Source organism: Glycomyces sambucus, assembly GCF_900102815.1.
Lineage (GTDB): Bacteria > Actinomycetota > Actinomycetes > Mycobacteriales > Micromonosporaceae > Glycomyces > Glycomyces sambucus.
In genome coordinates, this window is the sequence record NZ_FNGF01000005.1 from 533,221 (window position 1) to 558,161 (window position 24,941).

The 24,941-nt window shown below is 70.8% G+C and carries 17 protein-coding genes and 1 rRNA gene; 11 read left to right on the forward strand and 7 right to left on the reverse strand.

All coding sequences use genetic code 11. The features are described 5' to 3' along the window. Positions 1-195 precede the first annotated feature (195 nt). Together eccCa and BLS99_RS17750 are read left to right on the forward strand one after the other, a co-directional pair. On the forward strand, positions 196-4,236 hold the full coding sequence (gene eccCa, locus BLS99_RS17745; protein ID WP_091052648.1) for a type VII secretion protein EccCa: 4,041 nt from the start codon (positions 196-198) through the stop codon (positions 4,234-4,236). A gap of 108 nt (positions 4,237-4,344) precedes the next feature. Then, entirely contained in the window at positions 4,345-5,997 is a 1,653-nt protein-coding gene (locus tag BLS99_RS17750; protein ID WP_091052650.1) for a hypothetical protein, read from the forward strand. Between the two features lie 26 nt (positions 5,998-6,023). Here the strand turns inward: BLS99_RS17750 and BLS99_RS17755 are convergent, their stop codons facing one another. Together BLS99_RS17755 and BLS99_RS17760 are read right to left on the reverse strand one after the other, a co-directional pair. Then, positions 6,024-7,745: an alpha/beta hydrolase gene (locus tag BLS99_RS17755; protein ID WP_091052653.1), complete on the reverse strand. Its 1,722-nt coding sequence runs from the start codon at positions 7,743-7,745 to the stop codon at positions 6,024-6,026. Next, the gene (locus BLS99_RS17760) at positions 7,742-8,110 is read right to left on the reverse strand and encodes a hypothetical protein (protein WP_091052656.1); all 369 of its coding nucleotides are present in this window, start codon (positions 8,108-8,110) and stop codon (positions 7,742-7,744) included. The genes BLS99_RS17755 and BLS99_RS17760 overlap by 4 nt, the downstream gene beginning before the upstream one ends. Positions 8,111-8,382: 272 nt before the next feature. On the opposite strand from BLS99_RS17760, the gene BLS99_RS17765 reads away from it, so the two are divergent. Then, positions 8,383-9,858 (forward strand): S8 family serine peptidase, encoded by a 1,476-nt coding sequence (locus BLS99_RS17765; protein ID WP_091052658.1) that lies wholly within the window; start codon positions 8,383-8,385, stop codon positions 9,856-9,858. Positions 9,859-9,974: 116 nt separating this feature from the next. Here BLS99_RS17765 and BLS99_RS17770 read toward each other — a convergent pair whose 3' ends face one another. Both BLS99_RS17770 and BLS99_RS17775 read right to left on the reverse strand, forming a co-directional pair. Beyond that, positions 9,975-11,252 (reverse strand): hypothetical protein, encoded by a 1,278-nt coding sequence (locus BLS99_RS17770; RefSeq protein WP_091052661.1) that lies wholly within the window; start codon positions 11,250-11,252, stop codon positions 9,975-9,977. A 41-nt stretch (positions 11,253-11,293) separates the two neighbouring features. After that, positions 11,294-11,884, reverse strand: coding sequence for a hypothetical protein (locus tag BLS99_RS17775; RefSeq protein WP_143034855.1), 591 nt, complete (start codon positions 11,882-11,884; stop codon positions 11,294-11,296). Positions 11,885-12,371: 487 nt separating this feature from the next. On the opposite strand from BLS99_RS17775, the gene BLS99_RS17780 reads away from it, so the two are divergent. Together BLS99_RS17780 and BLS99_RS17785 are read left to right on the forward strand one after the other, a co-directional pair. Next, the gene (locus BLS99_RS17780; RefSeq protein ID WP_091052666.1) at positions 12,372-12,665 is read left to right on the forward strand and encodes a WXG100 family type VII secretion target; all 294 of its coding nucleotides are present in this window, start codon (positions 12,372-12,374) and stop codon (positions 12,663-12,665) included. Positions 12,666-12,703: 38 nt separating this feature from the next. Next, on the forward strand, positions 12,704-12,988 hold the full coding sequence (locus BLS99_RS17785) for a WXG100 family type VII secretion target (RefSeq protein WP_091052668.1): 285 nt from the start codon (positions 12,704-12,706) through the stop codon (positions 12,986-12,988). 246 nt (positions 12,989-13,234) lie between these two features. On the opposite strand, the gene BLS99_RS17790 is transcribed toward BLS99_RS17785, so the two are convergent. Next, entirely contained in the window at positions 13,235-14,554 is a 1,320-nt protein-coding gene (locus tag BLS99_RS17790) for a S8 family peptidase (protein ID WP_091052670.1), read from the reverse strand. A 186-nt stretch (positions 14,555-14,740) separates the two neighbouring features. Between BLS99_RS17790 and eccE the strand changes: the two genes are divergently transcribed. Then, positions 14,741-15,997 carry a type VII secretion protein EccE gene (eccE, locus tag BLS99_RS17795; protein WP_176953415.1) on the forward strand — a complete coding sequence of 419 codons (1,257 nt, stop codon included), beginning with the start codon at positions 14,741-14,743 and terminating at the stop codon, positions 15,995-15,997. Beyond that, on the forward strand, positions 15,994-17,655 hold the full coding sequence (locus tag BLS99_RS17800) for a hypothetical protein (protein WP_091052674.1): 1,662 nt from the start codon (positions 15,994-15,996) through the stop codon (positions 17,653-17,655). The genes eccE and BLS99_RS17800 overlap by 4 nt, the downstream gene beginning before the upstream one ends. 63 nt (positions 17,656-17,718) lie before the next feature. On the opposite strand, the gene BLS99_RS17805 is transcribed toward BLS99_RS17800, so the two are convergent. Further along, on the reverse strand, positions 17,719-18,582 hold the full coding sequence (locus BLS99_RS17805; protein ID WP_091052676.1) for a flagellar basal body-associated FliL family protein: 864 nt from the start codon (positions 18,580-18,582) through the stop codon (positions 17,719-17,721). A gap of 503 nt (positions 18,583-19,085) precedes the next feature. Then, positions 19,086-19,769 carry a hypothetical protein gene (locus tag BLS99_RS17810; RefSeq protein WP_091052679.1) on the reverse strand — a complete coding sequence of 228 codons (684 nt, stop codon included), beginning with the start codon at positions 19,767-19,769 and terminating at the stop codon, positions 19,086-19,088. Positions 19,770-20,427: 658 nt separating this feature from the next. On the opposite strand from BLS99_RS17810, the gene BLS99_RS17815 reads away from it, so the two are divergent. The 4 genes from BLS99_RS17815 to BLS99_RS17830 form a co-directional block, all read left to right on the forward strand. Continuing rightward, positions 20,428-22,980 (forward strand): Rne/Rng family ribonuclease, encoded by a 2,553-nt coding sequence (locus BLS99_RS17815; RefSeq protein ID WP_218126614.1) that lies wholly within the window; start codon positions 20,428-20,430, stop codon positions 22,978-22,980. A 290-nt stretch (positions 22,981-23,270) separates the two neighbouring features. Next, the gene (rplU, locus tag BLS99_RS17820; RefSeq protein ID WP_091052684.1) at positions 23,271-23,570 is read left to right on the forward strand and encodes a 50S ribosomal protein L21; all 300 of its coding nucleotides are present in this window, start codon (positions 23,271-23,273) and stop codon (positions 23,568-23,570) included. An 11-nt stretch (positions 23,571-23,581) separates the two neighbouring features. Next, the gene (gene rpmA / locus BLS99_RS17825) at positions 23,582-23,851 is read left to right on the forward strand and encodes a 50S ribosomal protein L27 (protein WP_091052687.1); all 270 of its coding nucleotides are present in this window, start codon (positions 23,582-23,584) and stop codon (positions 23,849-23,851) included. 967 nt (positions 23,852-24,818) lie between these two features. Then, positions 24,819-24,941: ribosomal RNA gene (locus BLS99_RS17830) — 16S ribosomal RNA — on the forward strand; the annotation flags it as partial.

Sequence of the window (24,941 nt, forward strand, 5' to 3'; positions counted from 1 at the left end):
CGCATGCAACGGCGGGTGTACCGGCCGAGTGGCGATGCGGTTCTACCCTGACAGTGCGATACTCGACAGAGCGCACTTATATCTTTTATACGGCAGCGCTACGTTTCGTCTGGCAGGCAGCCTCTCCCAAGTCCCCGGGGCGACGGCCCGGCGGGACGTGGTAGGCGCATCCCCCGGTGAGTACAAGGACCCTCTGTGACGACCAAACTCTTCCGCAGGCCGCCGCGTAAGCGCGGACCGCAGGCCCCCCGCGGCGACATCCTCCTGGAGTCGCCGCCGGACATGCCCGATCCGCAGCCGAAGAACATCTCGCAGTATCTGATGATCCTGCCGATGCTCGCCGGCGCCGCCGCCATGGCCATGATGATGATGACCCGCGTCGGCACCGGGTCCACCGCCTCCGCCGGCAGCAACACCATGCGCATCGCCATGGGCGCGATGATGGGCATCTCCATGGTCGGCATGATGGCCACCAACCTGGGCGGGAACCGGGCCCAGAAGAAGGCCGAGTTCAACGCCGACCGGCGCGACTACATGCGCTACCTCAACCAGGTGCGGCGCCGCGCCCGCAAGGGCGCCGAGCGCCAGTGGCGCGCGGCGCGCTGGCGCCACCCCGACCCGAAGGCCCTGTGGTCGCTCGTGGGCTCCCGCCGCATGTGGGAGCGGCGCGCCAAGGACGACGACTCGCTCGACGTCCGCGTCGGCATCGGCAAGCAGCGCATGACGATGAAGCTGGTGCCCCCCGAGACCAAACCGGTCGAGGACCTCGAACCGATGACCTCGATGGCGCTCAGACGGTTCGTCGCCGCGCACTCGAACGTGATCGACATACCCCGGTCGATGAAGTACACCGAGGCCGCGCGGCTGGTCCTGCGCGGCGACCGGGCCCTGGTCATGGACAACCTCCGCGCGCAGCTCACGCAGCTGGCGGTGCTCCACTCGCCCGACGACGCGATGATCGCGGTCGTCGCCGACGCCGAGCGGATGCCCGAGTGGCACTGGATGAAGTGGCTGCCGCACCTCCAGCACCCGTCCGCCGAGGACGGGGCCGGTCCGGTCCGCATGTTCTTCAACACCACGACCCAGCTCGAGAACTCGCTGCGCGACCAGCTGTCGAGCCGCGGCGCCTGGTCGCCGGGCGCGACCGCGGGCGACGGCCAGGCGCACCTGGTCGTCATCCTCGACGGCGGCGAGGTCGACCCGACCGGCATCATCGCCGCCGACGGCATGGCCGGCGTGACCGTGTTCGACTTCTCCGGCTACCTGCCGCGCAAGCCCGGACCGCAGATCAAGCTCTACGACGTCACCGCGGAGGAGATCTACACCGACCAGGCCGGCCGGCGCCGCGTGCTCGGCAAGCCCGACTTGCTGTCGTACAACCAGGCCGAGGGCATCGCCCGCTCGCTGGCGCCGTGGCGCCTGACGCTCAAGGGCGCCTCGGGCGCGACCGAGTCCGGCGACGAGGACGCCTCGCCGATGGCCGCCCCGTCGAGCCTCCCCGAGATGCTCGGCTTCAACGACGCCGCGGCGCTCGACCCGGCCGTGCACTGGCGCGAGAAGCCCGTCAAGGACTACCTGAAGGTCCCGATCGGGCCCGGCCCGGACGGCGCCATCGTCGACATCGACTTCAAGGAGTCGGCGGTCGGCGGGATGGGCCCGCACGGGCTCCTCATCGGCGCCACCGGCTCGGGCAAGTCCGAGGTGCTGCGCACCATCGTGGGCTCGCTCATCGCCACGCACTCCTCGGAGGAGCTCAACTTCATCCTCGTCGACTTCAAGGGCGGCGCGACCTTCGCGGCCCTCGACGACCTGCCGCACGTCTCCGCGGTCATCACCAACCTCGCCGACGAGATCGAGCTGGTCGACCGCATGGCCGACGCGCTCGAAGGCGAGCTGGTGCGCCGCCAGGAGGTGCTGCGCGCGACGGGCAACTTCACCAACCGGTGGGAGTACGAGAAGGCGCGCAAGGCCGGGCAGCCGCTCGACCCCATGCCGACCCTGCTCATCATCGCCGACGAGTTCTCCGAGATGCTCGTCGCGAAGCCCGAGTTCATCAACCTGTTCCTCCAGATCGGCCGCATCGGCCGCTCGATCGGCGTGCACATGCTGCTCGCCTCGCAGCGGCTCGAAGAGGGCAAGCTGAAGGGCCTGGACACGTTCCTGTCGTACCGCGTCGCGCTCCGCACCTTCTCGGCGCAGGAGTCGCGCACGGTCATCGGCTCGGGCGCCGCCTACGAGCTGCCGCAGGCCCCCGGCCACGGCTACCTCCAGGTCGGCACCCAGGACCTGGTGCGCTTCCGCGCCGCCTACGTCGGCGGGGCCTACAAGCCGCCGAAGCGGGTCGCCTCGCGCGCCGAGCGCATCGCGGCCGTCCAGCACAAGGTGCAGCGGTTCCTGCCCGGCTTCGTGGAGCTCCCCCCCGAGCCCGAGGTCGAGGAGGAGCCCGAGGAAGAGGTGGTGGAGCCCGAGGCCGCCGAGGACGAGAACGAGAAGCTCTCCGAACTCGAGGTCATGGTGAACAACTGCATCGGGATGGGCCGCCCGGCCCACCAGGTGTGGCTGCCGCCGCTCGCCGAGCCGCCGACCCTCGACCAGCTGCTCCCGCCGCTGGAGATCGACCCGGTCCGGGGCCTGACCCCGAAGGGCTTCTCGCTCAACGGGAAGCTCCACGCCGTCCTCGGCGAGGAGGACCGCCCGTTCGAGCAGAAGCGCAGCCCGTTCATCGTCGACCTCTCCGGCGCCCAGGGCACCGTGGCCATCGCCGGCGGGGCCCAGTCGGGCAAGTCGACGATGCTCCGGTCCATGATCGGGTCGCTGTCGCTGCTGCACACGCCGCGCGAGATCCAGTTCTTCTGCCTCGACTTCGGCGGCGGCACCCTGCGCGGCCTCGAAGACCTCCCGCACGTCGCGGGCGTCTTCGGCCGGCAGGAGGAGGAGGGCGTGCGGCGCACGATCCAGGAGGTCAACTCGATCCTGGACGAGCGCGAGGCGTTCTTCACCGCGAACAAGATCGACGGCATGGGCTCGTACCGGCGCATGAAGGACCAGGGCCGGTTCCAGGAGGACCCGTACGGGGACGTGTTCCTCGTCATCGACAACTGGATGACCCTGCGCGAGGACTTCGACCCGTTCGTGGACCAGGTCCGCGCCATCGGCAACCGGGGTCTGGCCTACGGCGTCCACGTCATGGTCACCTGCACCCGCTGGGGCGACATCCGCATGAACATGCGGGACATGTTCGGCCTGAAGCTGGAGCTGAAGCTCTCGGACAACATGGAGTCCGAGCTCGACCGCAAGGCGGCGGCGAACGTGCCGAAGAACCGCCCCGGCCGCGGGCTCTCGCTCTCCAAGCTGCACATCCTCGCCGCGGTGCCGCGCATCGACTCGATCCGGGACGGGGACGACCTCCAGCCCGGCGTCGAGGACTTCGTCAAGAAGGTCAAGCAGGCGTGGCGCGGCCAGCCGTGCCCGCCGGTGCGCCTGCTGCCCAAGCAGCTCCACGTGGCCGACTTCCTCAAGGCGGTCGACCGCTCCAAGCCGGGCATCCCGATCGGCCTCAACGAGGCCGGCCTCAAGCCGGTGTACCTCGACTTCCAGAACGAGCCGCACCTGCTGGTGTTCGGCGACTCGGAGTCGGGCAAGACGAACCTGCTGCGGCACATCGCGCGGCAGATCCAGTCGACGTACACCCCCGACCAGGCCAAGATCATCATGGCCGACTACCGGCGCGGCATGCTGGAGGAGATCCAGAAGCCGACGCTGCTGGACTACGCCATGTCCGGCAAGCACTTCGAGGGCTCGGTGAAGAACCTGAAGGGGCCGATCGAGAAGCGGCTCCCCGGGGACGACGTCACGCCCGCGCAGCTGCGCGACCGGTCGTGGTGGACCGGCCCGGACCTGTACCTGATCGTCGACGACTACGAGATGGTCGCCCAGCGCGTGAACCCGCTGACGGCCATCCAGGAGCTCATCCCGGTCGGGCGCGACATCGGCTTCCACGTCATCATCGCCCGCCGCGCCACCGGCGCCGCGCGGGCGCTGATGGACCCGATCGTGGGCCAGATCAAGTCCCTCGAATCCCCGGGCCTGCTCATGAGCGGCAAGCGGGAGGAGGGCGCGATCTTCGGGAAGCTCCGCCCCAGCGCGCAGCCTCCGGGCCGCGGCACCCTGGTGCGGCGCAAGGACGGCGAGCAGCTCGTGCAGACGACGCTGCTGCCCCCGAACGGCGTCGCCTAGCGAGCGTTGCAGGGCCGCCCTCCAGGTGCAACCGGAGGGCGGCCCTGCGGCGTACTACGCTCGAACCGGCGCGGATCCCCCTCGCGCCTCCGCACACCCGAGGCCCGAATGAACCCACTGCTCACGCCCCCCGGCATCGAACCCGCGCCGCTCGCGACCCGGGCCCGTCCGGCGTGGCCGCCGCTCGGGGTGCTGGCCCTCCAGGCGCTCCTGCTCGCCGAGGCCGCGGCGGTCGTCGCGGTCTGGCTGTGGAGCTGGCGGGGCGTCCAGGCGTACGCGTGGCCCGGCGTCGACAACGGCCTGGCCGAGCGCGGGATCTCCTACCTGCTGGTGCTCGCGCCCTCGGTCCCGGTGAACGTGCTCGCCGCGATCTGGCTCGGCCGCGGCGGCCGGCGCGCCCGCCTCTACCTCGCCGCCGCCGGATCGCTCGCGCTCGTGCAGGTCGTGGTCCTGCTGACCCCGGCGGCGATGCCGGTGCGCGAGGCCATGACCGACGGCGCCGCGAACGTCGGCATCCTGCTCCTGACCGCCACGGCCCCGATCCTGTTCGCCGGGGCCGTCCTCGCCGTGACCGCGCGCGCCCGCGCCTGGCTCGGGGCCGAGCCGGCCCGCCCGCGCAGCCGCATCGCCGGGGTCGAGACCGCCGTGTGGTCCCTCGCGCTGCTCCTGGCCGTCGCGGCCGGGACCGAGGTGCGCCAGTGGGCCCTCGCCGCCGCCGAACCGGGGGAGCCGCGCGGCGAGTACACCGAGACCGGCACCTGGCAGCGCCTGGAGGACGCGGTCGGCGAGACCACCGGCGCGCTCCCGGCGTTCTCCGGGTTCGCCGCCCGCACCGTGGACGTCGCCGCGTGCGGCTACCGCACCCCGGCCGGGCTCGCGACGTACCGCTACACGGTCACCTACGAGCTGCGCACCGCCGACTTCCCCTCCTACGAGGAGGCGATCGGGGCCCGCTGGGATGAGGGCGACTACGCGCTCACCTACGACGGCGCCACGTTCGAAGGGGTCCGGCGGATCACCGCCGAACGGGCCGACGAGATCGCCCTGGGCTACACCGGCGGCGAGGCCCCGTTCCTCACCGTCGCCAGCGGCTGCGTCGAACGCACCGACGCCGAGCCCGCCTGCGTCCCCGCCCAAGGCGAGCCGACGACCGACCGGGTCCTCGGCATCGCCTGCCGGGACTTACAGCCCCGAGTAGTCCGCGCCGCCCGCGGCCGGTCCGGTCGGAATCCCCTCCGGGAAGTACTCGCCGACGAGGTCGCCCTCGCCGCCCGGCTCGATCCCGCCCGCCGGGGGCACGTACTCGATCTCGCCCGGCCCGCTGCGGGCCACGCAACCGGACTGCACGACCAGGCCGACGACCCCCGAGACCCGGTACCAGAGGTTGAAGCCGTCCTCGGTGAGCGCCTCCACGTTCCGGTCCACGCGCCCGCTCTGGAGCGTCACCGCGTCGTCCCGGTGCACGTCGAGGCCGTCGGCCTCCCACTGCCCGCGCAGCGCCTCCGCGTACGTCTCGCGCACCAGCGGGTCGCCCCACAGCGGCTCGGCGAACATGTAGCTGATCTCGACCCCCACGTGGTCGGGGTCGTCGACCCCCTCATGGCCGCACGGCAGCTCGTGCCAGGTCCGGGACGCGAAGCCCGGGAAGTCGGGCAGCGCCGCGACCGCCGCGGCCGCGGCGGCCTCCATCGGGGCGTACACCTCGGCCTGGGTCGCGCGGGCCGGTTCGGTTTCGGTCATCGAGCATCCTGCGAGCAGTAGTGGGAGTGCGAGGACGGCACCGGCTCTCACCGGACGCCGCTGGTCTGACCGGTGACGATATAGGCCATGTTGTCGCGGGCGGCGTTGCGGGGATGGCCGTTGTCGCCGTCCCAGTAGGAGGAGTGGTTCTCCACGTTGTCCTTCCACAGCTCCTCGATCCCGTCGGCGTCGCGCGTGGCGTCGCTCTGGAAGGTCCGGCCGCCGAACGCATCAGAGACCGGGTCGGTGCCGTGAACGAGGTCGTCGTGGTCGGAGGTGAAGTACCCGACCGCGCCGCCGATGAGGCCCCCGACCGGCCCGCCGAGCAGCCCGCCGCCGGCCCCGCCGGCGATCGTGCCGATCGCGTCCTCGCGGGCCCAGCCGATGATGTCCTCCTCGTTCCTGGTGGCCCACACCCGGTCCGGGTCGATCCCCAGGTCCGCCGCGGAGTCGACGCCGACGCCCGGCGAGGCCACGAACACCATGTCGTCCACGTCCAGCCCGGCGTCGCGGGCCGCGATGCCCACGGTCGTCGACCCGTACGAGTGGCCCGTCATCGTCACGTGCGACTCGCCGTCCTCGTCGACGGCCCGCAGGCCTGACGCGAACGAGCTCAAGTCCTTCGCGGCGTCCTCTGCGTACCCGCGGTCCATCGCGTGCGGCACGATCTCGTCCGGGGCGTCGTACCCCAGCCACATCACCGACGTGGTCGACGCGCCCGGGTCGGCCCAGTACGCGTCCCCGGCCATGAGCTGCGCCCGGTCCAGACTCCCGGTGGCGTTGCCCAGGTCGGCGCCGGTGCCCGGGACCAGCACCGAGACGTTGTCGGCGGTGTCGGGGTTCCCGACCGCCACGATCGCCCGGCCGTCCTCGGCGGAGGAGTACCCGAGCAGGTAGTGGTCGAGCGCGGGCCCGCCGGACCCGACCTGGTACGGCACGCTGATGGTGTCCCGCAACCGGTTCAGGTCCTCCTGGGTGCCGCGCAGGCCCTCCAGGCGCGCCTGCAGCGCCTCGTTCCCGGGGTCGGCCGCGAGCCGGTCCTCCACCGCCTCGATCTCGCTCTCGCGCCGGTGCAGCTCCCCGTCGAGCAGGGTCCGGTTCGCCGAGTCCCTGACGTCCGAGGGCATCCCGTCGACCTGCGCCAATAGCTCCGGACGCGCCTCCAGCAGTCCCTGCTGCTCGAACGGCGACAGGCCGTCCCACCACGCGTTCACCTCGGCCGGGCTCGCGCCCCGCGCCAGCATGTCCTGGAAGTCGTCGGCCAGCGCGACCCCGGCCGCGAGTTCAGCGCGCTCGCCGCCGTCGGTGGTCCCGGCGATCGCGGCCACCGCCGCGTGCAGGGTCGCGTCGGCCTCGCTCACCGCGTCGAGGATCGCCTCGACCCGCTGCTCGAACGCCATGACGTCCATCGCCTCGCCGGTCGCGACCCCGTCGGCGTCCACCGACAGGCCCGCCGGCACCGACGCGAGCAGCTCCATGAGCTCGTCCTGCCGGTCCTGGAAGACCGCCACCGCGTCCTCGATGGCCGCCGCGATCCGGCGGCACTCGCCGGCCCGCTCCACGGTGTCGTCGCCGATGAGCTTCACCCGCGACCGCACCTCCTCGGCCACCGTCCCGGTCCACTGGGCCTCGCCGATCTGCCTGCGCCGCAGGTCGTCCAGCTCGGACTCCCGCTCCTCCAACCGCCCGGCCTGCGCCCGCCACTCCTCGCCGACGGCCGCCAGCGGCGCGAAGTCGGCCTCGCGCAGCGCGCTGTACGAGACGCTCATGACCCCTCCGGCGCCGGAGTCGTGCGCGAACCCGGATCCACCGGGAACACCTCGGGGTCGGCGTACTGCGCGAACATTTCAGCGGTCATCCCGTCGAGGTCCACGTGCTGCACCGAGTACACCGCCAGGAACGCCCCCAGCTCCTCGACCCGGCCCCGCAGCCCGGGCACGATCGCGGCCTCCCACCGCTCGACCGCCTGGGCCACCTCGTTCACGCCGGTGAACGACCCGGTGTCCACCGACCCCGCCAGCGCGCCGCCCTCACTGGCGACCCGCTTGAAGTCCTCGTACATCCCGTCGGAGGCGGCGAACATGGAGACGCCTCCCTGCTTGATCTCATCCGGATCCAACGACAGATCAACCATGTTGTGTCCCAAGGGAAGAAGGGTGGACAGGGCGCGGGTGACCGATGGGGAGCGCACGGAGGCCCGGCCTCACGTGTGTCGATCAACACACAGCGTACAAATCCCAGGCAAACGGCCGATAGTGGCGACGCGCGGAACGTCCCGTCCGTTATCGGATTGTTATGTCGGAGCGGCGATCCTCCGTGGCTCGCAGGGCCGGAACAGGTCCGGTATGTTGTGGGGCAGAGCGGACAGCGCTGTAACGACCGGTACACGGAAGGGGTCCGAACCCTATGGCCATACCTCTCACGCCGCCCCCCGCCGAACCCCGATCCCCACGCCGCCCCCTCCGCACCGCGATCGGCGCCGGCCTCACCGCGCTGGCCGCCGCGGGCGCGGTCGCGACGGCTCCTGGCGTGGCGCTGGCCCAGGACACGACCTTCTACGACGAGAACACCTGGGTTACCGACCTGATCGAGGCCCCCGCCGCTTGGGAGACCTCGACGGGCGCCGGGATCACGGTGGCGGTCATGGACACCGGCGTCGCCGACCATCCGGCTTTCGAAGGCAAGGACGTGCAGCCGGGGTACTCGATCTTCGAGGGCGAGGCCGACGGTCGCGCCGACGCCGATGGGCATGGAACGGCGGTCGCGGCCGGTATCCTGCTCGCCGCGCCTGATGCCACGATCCTTCCCGTGCGCTTGGGGACCGGTGCGACCGACTTCGGCGGGGCGATGGGCGCGGCCGAGTACGACGCGTTCCGCTGGGCCGTGGACAACGGTGCCGATGTCCTCGTGGTGCCGTGGGGCCTCATCGGGAACATGTCGGACGAGGACCTCGAAGTGATGCAGTACGTCATCGACAAGGGCGCTGTCATCGTCGCCGGTGCCGGCAACGATCCTTCGGAAGACGTGGCGTTCCCGGCATCGGCTCCGGGTGTCGTGGGCGTGACCGGCACTGACGACACCGGCGAGGTCTGGTACGAGAGCACCACGGTCGGGCCTGAAGTGGATGTCGCCGCACCCGCCTTCACGATGACGGTGCCGAATCCGGCCTCCGGAAGCCTCGGTCAGGACGAGCTGTACCGAGAGATAGGCGGCGGCACCTCGATGGGCTCGGGCATCACTGGCGGTGTCCTGGCGCTGATCTGGGCGGCGCACGTCGATCTGGATGCGAACAATGTGATTCAGCGGCTGATCCAGACCGCGGGCGACGGCTCGGGAACGGTCGAGGAGGACTCCGGCTACGGCTTGATCAACGCCGACGAGGCCGTCAACGCCGAGGGCATCGAGCCGGTCGATGAGAACCCGCTCGGGTACCCGATGGGCGAGGCGGGCGCCAGCGGCGCCTCGCCGGACGACCCGGCCTCCGACGCCGAAGGGGCGGAAGGATCAGGACCGGAAGCCGCCACGGGCGGGCCTTCGGTTTCCGCGGAGGGCAACAAGGAGTCGAACCTCTCGGGCATCATCGTCGTCGCGGCGGCCGTCGTGCTCCTCGGCGCCGGCATCGCGGTGTGGCTGGTGCTCCGCGGCCGCGGCCGCAAGGAGGCGGCGCAGGCACAGCAACCCGGATTCAACTCGGGTGGCGAACCGCCGCAGGGCTATCAGCAGGCCCCGCCCAACCCGACGTACGTTCCGCCGGGCGGCCAGGGCTACGGCGGTCCGCCGCCGGGCCAGCAGGGCTACAGCAGTCCGCCGCAGGGGTACAACCAGCCCGGCGGCCCGGCTGAGCCGAGTCCGTGGCGCCCCAGCGATCCGAACCAGCGTTAGACGATGAAGGGTCTCAGCCGAATCGGCTGAGGCCCTTCAAATTCGCATTCCGAACACACGAGAGGGGCGAGCGGCCCAGGCCGCTCGCCCCTCATCGACTGCGTGGAGCAGCCGCCCTAGTCCTCGTCGAGTTCCTCGTCGCGGACGCGGTTGCGGCTCCAGTCGACGTCGTCCTCCCGCAGCCAGGTCTCCCTGGTGTAGGTCTCGTCGTCGTCATCGTCGTAGTAGCCTGAGCGGGTGCCGCCGCGGCCACCGCCGCTGCCGCCCCTGCTGCCGGGGCCGCCAGGACGGCTGCCACTGCCGCCGTTCAGGCCGCCGCGACCGCCGGTGCTTGACCCGGGGCGACCGCCCGTGCCCGAACCCGTTCGGCCCGTCCCGGAGGACGCGCCCGCACGAGCGGGGCTGGTGCCGCCGGTGCCGCGGCCGGCGGGCGTGTTGCCCGCGCCGCCGACCGGAGTGGCGCCGCGCGCCGGACCGAAGAGGCCCGCACCGCCGCCGGCGATGGTGCCGCCACCGGCGCCCGTGCCGCCGCCGAACGAAGGCGAGTATCCGCCACCGCCACCGGTCGGGACGCCTGAACCCGCCGCGAGACCACCGCCGAGCTGGCCGTCGGTGTCCTCGTACGAGCCCGGGTTCCAGCCGCTGTCCACCGGGTCGAGGTCGTCGTCGGTGCCGACTATGCCGTCCTGGCCCGCGGTGTCGAGACCCCCGCTCGTGGAGTCGGTCGAGTCGGTGGGGGCGTTGCCGATGTCGTTGGAGTTCGAGAGCGCGTCGTTGGCGAAGACGCCGCCGGTCGGTTTCTCGTAGGTGTTGTTGCCGGGCATGTCGCTCGGGGGAGGAGACGGGACCTCGGTCTCGAACTTCTCCTTCTGGATCGCGTACTTGTCGCCCAACTGCGCGACGATCAGCGCGATCTGCTCGTGACGCCCGTCGACGTACTCCTCGTACTGCCGCTCGTACTGGGTCTTCTTGGCCTCGTACTCCGGCTTGGTCTTGTCGATGCTGTTGCTCTCGAGCCAGTCGTCGTAGGTCTCGGTCGAGCTCGGGTAGAGGTCGGCGCCCTGCGCGTCGGTCTGAGCGGTCTTGAGCGCCTGCGCGAGCATGGGAAGCGTCGACTCGCCGAGCTGCTTCATGCCCTCTTCGGAGACCACGCTGTAGTCCTCGACGACGCTCATGCGGTACTCGAACTCGTCGGAGGCGGAACCGGTCCACTGCGTGCGAAGCGACTGCACGTGGACGACCATCTCCTCCCGCGCGGCCTTCATGCCGCTGGCGGCCGAGTTCCAGAGCGTGCCGCCTTGGTCGACAGCCCAGTCGTCGCCTTCGTTGAGCATGTTCCACAGCTGCTCATGGGTGTACGTGCTCTTGTAGAAGTCCTTGCCTTTGCCGGCCATCCTCAGCTCCTTCCTAGGGGTACGTCAGTGATCTCGGCGGACTAGAGCATTCCGGGCTGTTCGTCGTCACCGGCCGGGGCATCCGCCGGCGGGGCGTCGTCCGATCCGCGGGTGTTGTCCTCGCGGGCCTCGTTGACGTCGTTCTCGGTGAGACCGCCGCCGCGCGTGTCGAACTCGCTGCCGATGCTCGTGACGCTCGCAGTGACGTTGCCGTCGGACTGGAGGTACGTGGTCTTGATGTCCTCGCTGATGACCTTGCCGGTGTTGAGGCCGTGCGCGACGCGGTCGATCTGCTCTGCACGCGTGGGGTAGACGACCGACTTGTACGCCTCCGCAAGCTCTTTGGCGTCGTCGAAGCCGCCGAACGGAAGGTTCACGGTGTCGACGTCGCGCAGGCTCCCCGAGTTCATGTACTCGGGGTTGGCGCCTTCGCGCAGTCGCACCACGCTTCCGCCCATCACCTGGCTGCGGTAGAACTCCAGGTCGCTGACCGTGAGACCCATCTCGGAGATGAAGTCGTCGAAGGAAGACTCGGTCATCTGGAAGCGGGTGCCGCTGGAGTCGGTAACGGTGTAGGAGCCGTCCCTGTTCTGGACCGCACCGCCACCCATGTCCTCGGGAAGCAACGTCATCACCTCGATGGGTTGAGATTCGTCAGGGGGTATGGTCGGGGCGCTCGCGCGGCGTCACGCCGTGCGGTGGGCACGCGACTGCTCCGATCTGTGCTGGTTCCAGCATACCGATGCACCGCAATCCGGACGCCGTTGGCGGCATGCCATGGCACGAACGGGGGAGATCGGGACACAAGGGAGCGGCTGCGGACGGCGCGACCTGTGGCGGGACCCGACGGCTCCCGTGTCACCGGCCCCGGGGCCCTGTCCCTTTCGACCCGACTACCCCAGGGGTCGCCCTGGTTGCCCCGTACGCCCGAGGTGGCACTAAGTGGGGATACACGGGCTCGGTCACTACTAGTAAACTCGGAGGCGCACCGCCAGCCCGGTGAGTTTGCACGGACGGGTTATGGTGACTGCGGAATCGATGAAAAACTCACTGGGATACCCCTGACGGCCTAGACCTCTAGCGCCGCAGCCCCGGTTCAATCAATCAGGAGGTGTACCAATGGCTGCTGAAATGACAGCCGAGACAGTCCACCAGGCTGCCACTGACACGCTGACCACGCGGCAGGACGTCGACGGCATCCTCGCGGGTCTCAAGTCGCTGATCGAAGGCCTCGCGAGCTCCTGGACGGGTGCCGGCGCAACGGCCTTCCAGGGCGTCATCGAGGTCTGGAACAAGGAAGCGGCGGACCTGCTCGACACCCTCGAGACGATCGCGAACATGCTCGACGAGAGCGCGACCGCGTCCACCGAGACCGACGAGGCGGACGCCAGCAGCTTCGCTGGTCTCCTCTAATCCAACCCCCCGATACCCAAGGAAAGAGGTGAACCGACATGAGCGGTCAGATCAGGCTCGATTACGCCGAGTTGGAAGAAGCCAGCCAGCGGATCATCAGCGACTCGCAGGCCATCACCGATGAGCTCTCCGACCTCGCGAACAAGCTCGACAACCTGGACTGGCAGGACGCCGCTGCCGAGGCGTACCAGGGCCAGCGCGCCGAGTGGGACCAGTCCCTCGCGAAGCTGCTGGAGATCCTGGACAACGTCGGTGCGGCCGTCAACACGGCCAAGGAGAACTACATGAACACCGAGGCCGCCAACGCCCGGAAGTTCGGCTAGGAATCCGCAACACCGTCGCCTTCCAGCAAGGCTGCAACGCGAAGACCCGGGACGATCCCTGATCACCCGGGTCTTTCGCCGTCCGCAGGCAGCCATCCATCGCCACCGTTCTCGCCCCGAGTGAAACCTCGGCGAAGACCCGGTGAACGCGAGCGGGGTGCGGGCCGATCATCGGCCGCACCCCGCTCGGTACGTCTTCAGAAGGTGCCTTCAGCACGGTCCGCAGGCGACTGCCCCGCGGCTCCCTCACGTCCCCGTGCTGTCGGCCTTCACCAGCGGCCGCTCCGGCTCCCGCGTCCCAGCGCGCCACTTGCGCTTGCGGCCCTTGGGGATGATCGTCCGCAGCACCAGGACGACCGCGACGAGCACGATCGCGCCGCCCACGCTCGCCCACGCGATGGACTTCTCCAGGCCGAGCGGGTCGTAGTCCACGTCCAGGGCGCCGACGGACTCCAGGTCGCCCTCGTCGAGGGGCGCGGTCGAGGGGTCCTCGGTCGGCACCTCCTCCACGTCGGCGGCGGTCACCTCGGACTCGTCCACGGGCGCGGTGAGCGCGGCCGCGACGTTGAGGACCCCGTGGCCCTGGTAGATGTTGAACGCGTCCGGCGGATGGATCGCGGTCTCCTGCAACCGCTTCTGGATCCACGCGGGCGTCGCCTCGGACCCGAACTCGCCCTTCAGCAGCGCCGCGGCACCGGTCACGAAGGGCGCCGCGTAGCTCGTCCCCTCGCCGTCCTTCCACTCCCCGCCCGCGTACGGGAAGGCGAGGCCCTGGCCGGGGGCCAGCAGGTCCACGCGGTTCCCGAAGTTGCTGCTGGCGTACCAGTTCCCGGACTGGTTGTGGGCCGCGACCGCGATGACGCCCGGATAGTTCGCCGGGTAGAACGTCTGCTGGTCGTACTCGATCGAGTCGTCGTCCATGTTCTTGGCCTCGTTGCCGGTCGCCCCGACCACGACCACGCCCGCGTCGAGCGCCGTGTTGACGGCCGCCTCCAGCTCGTCGGTCGGCACGACCACGAGCGAGAGGTTGATGACGTCGGCGCCGTTGTTCACCGCGTCGATGATCGCGCCCGCGGTGATCCGGCTCTTCTGCTCGTCGCCGCCCTCGTCGTCCGCGCCCGAGAACACCCGGATCGGCAGGATGTCCGCTTCCGGCGCCACCCCCACGAAGTCGTTGTTGCCCACCACGCCGCCGGCGGCGATCGACGCCACCGCCGTGCCGTGCGAGTTCGAGTCGCACATGCCCTTGGCGTTCACGTCCCACCAGTCGTAGCCCGAGAGCAGCCGGTCCCCGAACACGTCGTCGCGGGTGGACGACACGCCCGAGTCGATGACGGCGATCGTCACCGGCTCGCCGGCCTTCTCGCCCCGCTCGAACGTGCCGCGGTTGTACTGCTGCGCGTCGTCGAGGCCGATGAAATTCTTCGACCAGGGACGGGTGTTCAAGGGGTCGCCGCCGCCGTTCACCTGCTCGCATGGCACGCGTTCGTCGGCCGGCGCCGGTTCGAGCTCGAACTCGGCGTGCGCGGGGGTGGTCGCCAGCAGCACCGTTCCGGCCGTCGCCATCGCGACCGCGGCGGAATAGAGAGGAATACGCGGGAGGAATCGCACCCGCTCAGTCTAACGCCGCAGCGCCAAAGGGCCGGTCCGCCGTATACCGGGCCGAAACACCGCAAGGGCGGGGGACCAGGAGGTGGACTCGTCCGCTTACGATAGGTACGACCACTCACCTTCATGATGGAGACGTCGCCAATGACGATGCTTCAGGGGCAGCAGCAAGCACGCGGTACCGCGTCCGTGCAGGCCCAGCAGCAAGGCGGCCCTGTCGCCGGCGAGTCGGTCGTGTTCACGACCCGCTCCTCCGGACGGCTCGGCCCGCTCACCGTCGCCCAGCTCATCGCGGTGGAGCTCGCGCTCACGATCGCACTGGCGAGCCTGGCCTTCGGGATGATCGCGCTGGCCGCCGGCGGCGGCGTGGCGCTCATCGTGCTGATCGTCGTCTTCTGGCGCAAGGGCGACTACTGGTGGTACCAGACCTGGCCGCTCAAGTCCCGCATGCGCCGGCGCATCCGCGCCCTCGACCCGCAGCAGCTCACCGAGGTCCTGCACCGGATCGCCCCCGACCTGGGCATCACCGGCGTCGAGGACCGCGACGAGAACGTCGGCATCGGCCACGACAACGGCGGCTGGTTCACGGTCATCGAGATCGGCTCCACCGACGAGGGCACCAAGGCCGTTCCGCTGGAGCGCCTGGAGCGCCTCTTCGACGAGACCTCCGTCCCCGTCTCGGCGGTCCAGCTCGTCGGCCACACCACCCCGGTCGGCCTGGCCGCCTACGACAACAGCCCCTCCTCGCGGTCCTACCGCGAACTCCTCGGCGACTACCCCGCCGTGGTCCACCACAAGGCGTGGCTCGCGGTGCGCCTGGGCGCCCGCGACGCCCGCGAGGCCACCGCCGAGCGCGGCGGCGAGGTCGACGGCGTCTACAAGGCCCTCGCCTCGACCGCGCAGCGCGTCAGCAAGCTCCTGGGGAACGTCGGCGTCCCCAACCGCATTCTCGACGCCGAGGGGGTCCGCGAAGCGGTCCAGCAGTCCCTCGGCGTCGCGTTCGCGCCGGTCCCCGGCGAGCGGACCGCCGAGGAGTGGAACCACTGGTACGCCGACGGCCTGCGCCACGTCGCCTACCGGATCACCAAGTGGCCCACCGACGCCGTGGCCCTGCACCGCACCGTCGACGCGCTCTCCGGCGTCCCCGCCGCCTTCGTGACCGTCTCCACAGTGGTCACCGCGGGCGCGAACGGCAAGGTGAACCCCGATGGCCGCGTCACCGGACGCCAGCTCGCCGTCGACGCCATCGTGCGCCTCGCGCTCGACCAGGCGTCGTGGGAGTCGGCCCAGAACCAGCTGCTCAACGTCGCCGACCAGCTCGGCGTGCGGCTCCAGCGCCTCGACGGCGAGCACGGGCCCGCCGCCTACGCATCCGCTCCGACCGGAGGAGGACCCCGATGACCGACCGCGGCAACGTCTACGGCGGCGGCACCTACCAGGGGGGCTCGTACCAGGGCGGGAACTACCGCCCCGGCGGCCGCCACTCCGACGACGAGGACGAGGACAAGCGCCCGGTCGACGACGACCAGGGCGGCACCCTCAACGTGCCCCGCGCCGGCCAGCAGCCCCCGTCCTCCCCGCCCCGGCCCCCCGCGGCGCACCCGCAGGCCCCCGCGTACGGCCGCCCGCCCGGGCAGACCGGCCAGCAGCCCGCCCAGCCCCCGTACGGCGCCCGGCAGGGCCAGCAGCCGCCCCAGCCGCCGAGCGCCGCCCGCGGCGGCGCCCAGCCCCCGCACCCGGCCCAGCAGCCGCAGCAGCCCTCGCAGCAGCAGCGGCCCCAGCAGCCGCAGTACCAGACCCCCCGGCCCCCGGAGATGCGCCCGCCGCAACCCCCCGGGCCCCAGAGCCAGCCCACCGGACCGCAGGGCCAGCCCCCGTCGTCCCCGCCCCAGTACCAGCAGCAGCCGCCGCGCCCGGTCGCGCCGCCGCCCGCCACGCCGCCGCAGGGCCAGCCCTCGCAGCAGCAGCGCCCGGCCCAGCCCTACCAGCCGCAGCCGTCCCAGCCCCCCGTGCCGACCTCCCAGCAGCAGCGGCCGGCCCAGCCGCCCGCCGCCGCGCCCGTGTCGGCCGCCCCGGTCTCGGCCCAGCCCGTGTCCGGCCACCCGGTCTCCGGCAGCCCCATCTCGGGCGGCCCGATCTCCGGAGGGCCCGTCTCGGGCCAGCCGTACTCCGCCCAGCCCGCGAGCGCGCAGCCGTACTCCGGCATGCCCTACTCCGGCGCCGCCCCGATCACCGGCGGCCCGATCAGCTCCCTGCCGACCTCGGCCGGCCTGTTCGGCGTCTCCCAGGTCTCGGCCGGCCCCACCGAGGGCACCGTCTACGGCCTCCCGGTCACCGACCGCGCCGTCGAGACCGCCCGCGACGCCGGCAAGCCCATCGAGCCGGTGAAGTCCGTCTCCCAGATCCCCACCGCCCGGGCCCTGGAGCTCATGACCTCCGCGAGCCCGCCCGCCGGCCTCGTCATCGGCCGCGACGCCGAGCAGGTCCCGGTCGTGGCGCCGTTCTTCCGGCCCGAGGAGACCCGCATCAACCTCATCGGCGGCGTGTACCTCGCCCGCCTGCTGGTCTTCCGCGCGCTGGCGATCGGCACCCGCGTCGCGGTCTGCACGACCCGACCGCAGGAGTGGAACGGCCTCGGCGAGACCGCGACCGGCCGCAACGACCGCCTCGCGGTCCTGCACGGCGACCAGCCGGTCACCGTCGAGGCGAGCCAGCACTCCCCGGCGCTGTACGTCTACGACGTCGGCGAGCGCGGCTCCCAGACCAAGCCGGTCCTCGGCCCCTGGCGCACGCAGCTGACGGTGCTCCCGCGCCTGACGAACTACGCCGACAACCTCACCGGGGAGGCCCACATGACGGTCCTCCAGCGGCTCACCGCCGAGGAGGCCCAGATCGCGCGCTCGGCGATCCGGGTCAACCAGGAGGTGCTCCAGTGGCTCCAGATGCTGCACGACGACATGATCGCGATGCTGCGCAAGGGCCAGAAGGAGCGCTACCTGTGGTGCGCCCCGACCTCCATCGAGTCCCAGATGTTCGGCGCCCCGATGCGGACCTACTAGGACCTGGACGCGGAACGGCCCTTTCACTCGACCGAGTGAAAGGGCCGTTCGCTTCGCTCAGGTTCAGCTCTCGTCACGCCAGTTCGCGAGGTACGCCTCGGCGAGCTGGGTGGTCATCTCCGTCAGCGCCGCCTCGTCGACCCCGGCCTCCTTGGCCACGGAGAGCCGCAGCACCAGGTAGACGTTGTCGTCCTGGAGGTGCAGCTGGTAGTTCGAGGTCCCGTCGGTCACGACCCGCGCCACGGCCGCGGCCTGGTCGCCGACGGCCGGTGCCGGGTCCACGGGGGTCCACAGGTCGCCGAGTTCGCCCAGCTCGCCCGTGCCCAGCTCGAAGTTGACGCTGGCCTTGGCGTCGCTGTCGAACACCGTCCCCTCGACCTCCAGGAGCGCCGCGGCCTGGTCCGGCTCGCCGTACGTCATGGTGCACTTCTGCACCCAGCCGCGGCTCTTCTGCTCGGCCTCGGCGGCCTCGGTCGGCTCCGCGCCGTTCACCGCGGACTCCAGCGGACCGGCGTCCACCAGGCCGCACGGCCCTTCGCTGCCCGCGTACGTCAGGCCCGCGCCGGCCGCGTCACCCGCGCCCTCGCCCGTGTCGCGGTTCATGAACCACCACACGCCGCCGCCCGCCAGCGCGAGCACCAGCACGCCGACGATGATCTTCGGCCACGGGCTCGACTTGCGGGCCCGGCTGCGCACCTTCTGGAAGTCGGAGCGGCGGCGCGGCTCCTTCGGCATGTAGCCGAGGCGTCCGATCGAGGTCGTCTCGGCGCCGGCGCCCCACTCGTCCTTGCCGCGGTCGTCGACGAACGCGGCCTCCTCGAACGGCTCGTCGTGGCGCTGCGGGGGCGACTCGGGGGCCGCGCCCGGGCTCGGCCGGTACTCCCGGCCGCCCTGCGGCGCGCCGGTGCGCGGCGTCGACCCGGTCACCGGCCCGCCCTGGCGGCGCGACTCGTAGCCACCGGGCTGAGCCTCATAGCCTCCCGGCTGTGACTCATAGCCCCCGGGCTGCGGGGAGAACTGCTGCTGGGGGGACTGGTACTGCCCGGGCTGCTGCTGGCCGCGGCCGGCCGCGGGGCCGCCCGCACGTGGCGAGGGCCTTCCGGCCTGCGGCGACGGCCGTCCGGCCTGCGGGGAGGGACGCCCCGCCTGGGGCCGGCCCTGCTGCCCGTACCCGCCGCCCTGCTGGGGGCGCTCGGGCTGTCCGCCCTGGTAGCGGCCCTGATCACCTTGAGACTGATACGGCTCGCCGGCACCCTGCGGCCTGCCCGCGCGGGGCTGCCACTGGCCGGAGCCCGACCGCCGCCCGTCGTCGGGCTGCTCGTCGTATGCCGGGCCAAAGGGTGGTGTGGCGCTCACGATGATCCTCCGCGAATGGTTGCGGCGTGTCGACTTGACGCCGCGGTAGTCACGGTCAGCTTAGAGGGGGGCGCCTAATTCCCCGCCCGGGGGAGTGAGTCGAGGAGACCCGACGACAGGCCCTCCGCCAACGCCTCCACATCGCCGCCCTCCGGCGGCGTGCCCGTGACGAACACGTTCATGCTCAGCGTGGTGTTCGCCTCCTGGGCGTGCAGGCGGACTTCCGTCTCCTCGCCTTCGGCGATCACCGCCGTGGCGGCCTGCTCCCCGACCTCGCCGACCTCGGCGGTCGTGTGGCCTTCCGAAGCCTCGAACTCCAGCACGCCCGCGTAGGCCGCGCGCGCCTTCGACGCGTCCTCGTACACCTGCACGGTCGCGAACACGGTCACGAGCCGGTAGGCGTCGCCCCCGGCGTACTCCGCGGAGTACGTGCAGTCGAACGCCCGGACCTTCTCCTCCGAGGACTCCTCGGGGCTGCGGGCCTGCTCGGTGTCGGCCCAGGGCGTCAGCAGCTCGGGGTTCACGAGGCGCTCGCAGAGGTCGCCGACCCCGTCGGCCTCGACCAGCGGCTCCTCGTCGCCGATCCCGGAGCTCCAGAAGAGCACCGTGCCGCCGGCGAGCAGCAGGACCGCGACGACCGCGAGGACCCATCCGACGCTGGTGAGCTGCCGGAACAGGTCGGCACCGCGATGGCGCCCCTGGTAGGTGGAGGGTTTCCCGTCCGCCCGGGGCTCCTCGGACTCGTCCGAGTCGATCACCTGGAGTGCGATGGTTCTTCCTTCAGTCTCCGGCCCGCGGCTGCTGCGCCACTCGACAGCTTATCGAGTACATGGGACACGGGCCACGCTCGAATCGTGCCAACCACGAGGAGTCGTGTTTTCTCACCCGATCGTGACGGCTCCCACTGAGAGGGAGGGCACCGGCTTGTCCACCTGTTCGGCGAAAGACACAGAGTGTGCGATACTCGACGTTGTCGTACCGCACAGTTCTACGGACGGTGCGACCCGCAGATGTCCTGTCCGCGCCCCTCACGACGGCGACGGACTTGACGACTCGGCTGGGGCAGAGGTGTTTCCCCAGCGCGAGTTGAGGCTTTCAGTGCGGCCCGAACGGCAGGGGACAGCGCCGGAACAAGGCCCGCGAGCCCGAGAGGCGACGCGGGACGGAAGCCGGCCCCCGCCCGGTCGGGAGGACCGCACTCTGATGCCGCGCCCGTGCGGCAGCGGACGCAAACCGCGTCACGCGCCCGGGCGGCGGCTGGAATGGAGATTTATTCGTATGCGCGAGAATGAGCCGCGCGAACAGGTGCCCGCGATCGCGGTGACCTTCATGGCTCCCCAGAAACCCAAGAGCGACGAACCGGCGCCCGAGGCGCCGCGCAGCGAGCGGCCCCGTGCCGCCGCTTCGACCGCCGCGATGTTCGCACCCCCGCCCAAGACCGCCCCCAAGGCGGCTGAACCCAGGTCCGAGCGGTCCCGCTCCGACGACCGCGACCGTGACCACGACCGCTACGACGACGCAGAGCCGCGCCGCGGCCAGGAAGCGGAGTCGCGACGCGGTCAGGACACCGAGTCTCGCCGAGGCCAGGACGCCGAGCCCCGCCGCCAGGCGAAGAAGACGCAGGCCAAGAAGGCCCAGCCCCAGCAGGAGCAGCAGCCGACGCGCAAGCGCACCCGCAACCGCGGCGAGCAGCGCTCCGGCGACAAGCCCGCGGACCGGGGGCCGGAGGACAAGGCCGCCGATCGCGAGCCGAAGGCCGAGGAGCCGGCCGCCGAGGACTTCGACGACGACTTCGACGACGATGACGACTCCGAGGCCGGCCGCCGCAGGCGCGGTCGCCGGGGCCGCCGCGGCCGCGGCCGCGGCAAGGGCGTCGACGGTGCCGAGGGCTCCGACGACGAGGACGACGACGATGAGGACGAGTCCCAGGACTCGGACGAGGACGACGAGGACTCGGGTGCCGACGGCCCCGAGGTGACCCGCCGCCGCCGTCGCCGCCGCAGGCGCGCCGGGTCCGAGGACTCCGACCGCTCCGCGCGCCACGACGACTCCGACGACGACGCCGAAGTGGTCGTCAAGGTCCGCTCCCCGCAGCGCCGCCCCTCCTCCAACGAGGAAGTGCGCGGCGTCTCCGGGTCGACCCGCCTCGAAGCGAAGCGCCAGCGGCGCCGCGACGGCCGCAAGTCCGGCCGCGGCCGCGTCCAGGTCGTGAGCGAGGCCGAGTTCCTCGCCCGACGCGAAGCGGTCGAGCGCCAGATGGTCGTCCGCGTGCGCGGCGGCCGGGCCCAGGCCGCCGTCCTGGAGGACGGCATCCTCGCCGAGCACTACGTCTCCAAGTCCGGGGCCCAGGGCCTGGTCGGGAACGTCTACCTCGGCAAGGTCCAGAACGTGCTCCCGAGCATGGAGGCCGCCTTCGTCGACATCGGCCGCGGCCGCAACGCCGTGCTGTACGCCGGCGAGGTCAACTGGGACGCGACCGGCCTGGCCGGCAAGGCCCGCTCGATCGAGCAGGCCCTCAAGCCCGGCGACGCCGTGCTCGTCCAGGTCACCAAGGACCCGGTCGGCCACAAGGGCGCCCGCCTGACCAGCCACGTCGCCCTCTCGGGACGCCACCTGGTCTACGTCCCCGGCGGCAACGCCTCGGGGATCTCCCGCAAGCTCCCCGACCGCGAGCGCACGCGCCTGCGCGCCGCGCTCAAGAAGCTGGTCCCCGAGAGCGCGGGCGTGATCGTGCGCACCGCCGCCGAGGGCGCCGGCCCCGAGGAGCTGGCCCGCGACATCTCCCGCCTCCAGATCGAGTGGGAGGAGATCCAGGCCAAGGCGAAGAAGGGCAACGCCCCGGCGGTGCTCCACTCCGAGCCCGACGTGCTCATCCGGGTCGTCCGCGACGTCTTCAACGAGGACTTCAAGGAGCTCCTGGTCGAGGGCGACGAGGCGTACGACGAGATCCACAAGTACCTCGAGTCGGTCTCGCCCGAGCTGCTGCCGCGGCTCAAGCGGCACACCGGCACGAAGGACGTCTTCGCCGAGAAGCGCGTCGACGAGGGCCTGCTCAAGGCGCTGGACCGCAAGGTCTACCTGCCTTCCGGCGGCTCGCTCGTCATCGACCGCACCGAGGCGATGACCGTGATCGACGTCAACACCGGTCGCTTCACCGGCGAGGGCGGCAACCTCGAGGAGACCGTCACCAGGAACAACCTGGAGGCGGCCGAGGAGATCGTGCGCCAGCTCCGCCTGCGCGACATCGGCGGCATCATCGTCATCGACTTCATCGACATGGTCCTGGAGTCCAACCGCGACCTGGTGCTCCGTCGCCTGACCGAGTGCCTGGGCCGCGACCGGACCAAGCACCAGGTCACCGAGGTCACCTCGCTCGGCCTGGTGCAGATGACCCGCAAGCGGGTCGGCCAGGGCCTCATCGAGGCGTTCTCCGAGCCCTGCGACCACTGCAAGGGCCGCGGCGTCATGATCCACACCGACGAGATCCTCGGCAACGGCCGCAAGAAGGGCAACGGCGGCGGCAACGCCGGCCAGCACCAGCACCAGGGCCAGCAGAACCAGAATCAGGGCCAGGGTCAGAACGGCGGCGGCAAGAAGAAGAAGGACAAGTCCAAGAACGGCCGACAGCAGCAACAGCAGCAGGACCAGCAGGACAAGTCCGAGCCCGCCAAGTCCGTGGCGGACGCGACCGCGAAGATCGCGGCCGCCTCCGAGCACGACGACGCCGTCGAGGTCGAGATCGTCGACGAGGCGGCCGCCGAGCCGATCGCCGAGGCGACCGGGCCCGACACCGCGCTCGTGGTCGAGACCGAGACGACCGACACCGCGGCCGCGACCGAGGAGGCCGTCCCCGCGGACGCCGACCAGGTCCTGGCCGAGGAGCAGCAGACCTCCGCCGAGTCGGACCCCGACCCGGCGGACGCCGAACCGGACACCGGCGACGCCGGCACCGATTCGGACCGGACTTAGGTTCGGGCGGCGCCGCGGACTGTGACGTTCGCGGCGTCCGCCTGATCCCCATGCCGGAACCAGCGGGTACATGACGTACCCTAGTGAGCGGCCTATAGAGCCCTCAGCTTTTCGTCCCCGCGCAAGCGGGGACGAGCGCGGAGCTCGATCGGCGGGCCAGCCCAGGCGACGTTCGCGAAGCCGGAGTTGGCACGGTGCGTGACACCGCGAAATTTGACAGACACCGTTCCCCTGCGGGGAACTGACAGCATGTCCCCGCATCGGGGAGGACCCAAGGAGACCGCGTCGACATGTACGCAATCGTCAAGACTGGCGGAAAGCAGTACAAGGTCGCCGAGGGCGACGTCCTCGAAGTCGAGAAGCTTCAGGGCGAGTCCGGCGACACGCTTACGCTGCCTGCGGTGTTGCTCGTCGACGAAGGCACTGTGGTCACCGACGCCTCCGGCGTCACGGTGAGCGGTGAACTTCTCGAGCACACCAAGGGCCCGAAGATCAAGATCCACAAGTACAAGAACAAGACCGGCTACCACAAGCGCCAGGGTCACCGCCAGCCGCTGACCCGCGTGCGCATCACCGGTATCACCAAGTAAGGGGTTGCACGATGGCACACAAGAAGGGCGCATCCAGCTCCCGCAACGGGCGTGACTCCAACTCCAAGCGACTTGGCGTCAAGCGCTTCGGCGGCCAGCACGTCAGCGCGGGCGAGATCCTGATCCGTCAGCGCGGCACCAAGTACCACCCGGGCGACCTCGTCGGCCGCGGCGGCGACGACACGCTCTTCGCCCTCGCCGAGGGTGAAGTGCTGTTCTCGCAGAAGCGCGGACGCAAGCTGGTCAACATCGTCCCGATCTCCACCGAGGTCGCGGCGTAAGACCGGAGCGGCAACGCTCGAAGGCATCAAAGGGGCCGGGCCCGTCGAAAGACGGGCCCGGCCCCTTTTGCCGTCCCCGTGGAGTGGACGTGTTCGAGCGGACGCGACCGCTCGGTCCCGGACGCCGATGTCGACCAAGCCGATCGCGTCGTGTCCGCGCGAACGCGGAAGCCCGTTCCTCCGTTCCCCTCCTTCTCTCCTCAGCCCTTCCTTCCTTCCACCCCTCCCTCCGCCGGCCGGCCCCAGTGCTTCGCTCCTCCTCTACACACTGAACGACACCATCCGTTCACAGCGCCGACCCTCGGATGTCGTACCCCTCCCGTAGGTTCGAATCCGGGAACCCCGGAGGGGCCGCGCGAATCTGCGGCTGGCACCGAAGGCGACCACAGTCGGCGAATGCCGACTCGACTGCGCCGCAGCGATAAGGCGGCAGGTCAACGCGGTCGCGAGCGGAAAGGGACCCCCCTGATTCGTGCGCTCAAAACCCCGTGTATATTTGTCATTGCCCGCGGGGGAACGGAACAGAACCGAGAAGGTCTGGTCCGGAAGCCGCCGGAGACCAGCGACAGACTCAATGAGTCAGGCGCGGTCCGGAAGCTGAATCGCGGGTGTTCTTGAGACTCACTAGAGGCTCGATCGTGTGTGACACAGGTTAATCGACCTGAAGTTTGCAGAGCGATCCGAGACTGTTAGAGTTGAGAGGTTGCTCCGGCTGAGGCCGAATCCCGAAGGTGGATCACTTCAGTTGGCGTGTTGTTTGAGAACTCAACAGGGTGTTTGGATGGTCAGCGTGTGGGCTGGCTGGGATGCTTGGGGCTAGGTTCCTGAGTGGTTCTGGCTGGTACTGTTTTTGACTGTCTTTTCCTTGGGGCACTTTGCTTGAGTGTCTCGTGAAAATCGGTCAGGGCATGCTTCGACACATACTGTGAGTCACCGGGTTCGCAAGAGCGCGGTGCGCGACAAGTTTTTGTTGGAGAGTTTGATCCTGGCTCAGGACGAACGCTGGCGGCGTGCTTCACACATGCAAGTCGAACGGAAAGGCCCGCTTGCGGGTACTCGAGTGGCGAACGGGTGAGTAACACGTGGGTAA